This window comes from Mesorhizobium sp. M5C.F.Ca.IN.020.32.2.1 (assembly GCF_004023105.1).
Lineage (GTDB): Bacteria > Pseudomonadota > Alphaproteobacteria > Rhizobiales > Rhizobiaceae > Mesorhizobium > Mesorhizobium wenxiniae.
Genome location: NZ_RZSX01001127.1, coordinates 1 through 1,703 on the forward strand (window position 1 = coordinate 1; position 1,703 = coordinate 1,703).

At 61.7% G+C, this 1,703-nt stretch carries 1 protein-coding gene and 1 pseudogene; both read right to left on the bottom strand.

The window, feature by feature from the left end; genetic code table 11:
* Nucleotides 1–1,343 (bottom strand): iron ABC transporter permease (locus EOA86_RS33560; RefSeq protein ID WP_164892281.1); only part of this gene is annotated, 1,343 nt, incomplete at its 3' end.
* Nucleotides 1,344–1,405: 62 nt separating this feature from the next.
* Nucleotides 1,406–1,703 (bottom strand): annotated as a pseudogene (locus EOA86_RS33565) (ABC transporter substrate-binding protein); the annotation flags it as partial.

Consider the following 1,703-nt stretch of genomic DNA (forward strand, 5'->3'; position numbering starts at 1 on the left):
GGCACGAACAGGAAGACCCAGAAGAAAGCCAGTCCGACCACCAGCCCCGGCAGTGCTCGAGGCAGGAGCACGATGTAATCGAGCACCGTGTTGGAGAAACCTCGGTTGCGGTGACCCGCCAGTCCAATCAGGAGATAGATGCCGACCGCCAGGGCGCCGCCGACAACCGACAGGAGAACGGTGTTGATCATGCCGCGCACGAGGCTCGGGACCTGCAGCATGCCATGAAAATTCGAGAAAGTGAGCCGCTCGAAAAGGTTCACACCCTCACCCCAGGCATCGACAAAGGCACGCACGGTTATGCCGCCGATCGGAAGGACAACGGACACAAACAGCCAGAGACCGATGACCGAAAGCGCGATCACCTGACCGCTGCGGCCAAGCTTCAGGCTGGAGACACGAGAGCCCTTTCCGCCGAGCGCGGCATACCGGCGGACGTTGCGCAGCAGGCGGCGCTGCATCCACACCAGCGGCAAGGTGATGAGCACCAGGACCATCGCGACCACCGCCATCAGTTGGTAGGTCGGCGTGCCGAAAAGCGTGGTGAGCTTGTAGATGTAGGTCGTCAACACCATGATGCCGTTCGGGTCGCCCAGCACCAGCGGAATGCCGAACGTCTCGAAGCCGAGCAGGACGTTGAGCAAGGCCGCGAATACAAGTGAGGGCAGAACCATCGGCAGCGTCACGTCGAGCGAGACGCGCCAGATGTTAGCCCCTGCTGTCCTGGCCGCCTCCTCCAGATCGGACGGCAGGTTTCTCATCGCAGACGACACATAGAGATAGACATGTGGCACATGGCTGAGGCCCGCAATCGCGATCATGCCGGCCAAGCTGTAGATGTTCCACGGAACGAAGCCGATCAGGTCCCGAACTGCCAAGGACATAAAGCCGGTCGGGCCGACTGAGACTGTATAGCCGAAAGCCAATACGATCGAGGAGATGAACATCGGCACAAGCACGAGCACTTCGAGCAGGCGCTTGAAGCGGATGTCGGTGCGGGTGATCAGAAAGGCGAGCAGACCGCCGAGAGGCACCGCGACGGCGACCATGCCGAACGCGAACAGCGTGGTGGTCCCAAGCGCCTTGTAGAAGGTCGGATCGTTGATGACGTAGCTGTAGGCATCAAGGCTGAGCGCGGCGCGCGGGCTGAAAAAAGGGGCACTCAGGAAGCTCTGGTAGACGATCAGCCCGACGGGCGCGAGGACAGTCAGCGCGAGAATGCCAATCGCGATGTTCCGGAAGAGCGATGCGTCGCCAGCCGGCCGCGCCGTATGTGGCGGAACCGGCACGTCGACAACCGCCGCGTCTGCGAGCATGGCTGCGCTGTTGTGGCTCGTGGCCATTAGCGATCCTCCCTAAAGATGTGGCCGCGGCGACAACACGCCGCGGCCACGACGAACTCGGATCAGCCGGCGATCGCCGCCTTCCAGTCGTTGAAGAATTGGACGCGCTTGGCGGGATCCATATATTCGAGGAGACCTTCGTCCACGGCGATCGGCTTCAGGCCGCCGCCGACCTTTTCGTTCAGCGTCTTGATGTTGAGACCGCTCGTCACATCCTCACGCACCGACGGCAGACCGCCCGATGCCAGCGCTTCCTGCCCTTCCTTGGACAAAGTAAAGTCGACGAACAACTTTGCCGCATTTGGGTGAGGCGCGCCCTTGCTGATCAGGGCAAGACGGGAAAAGGCGGCGGTATAGTCC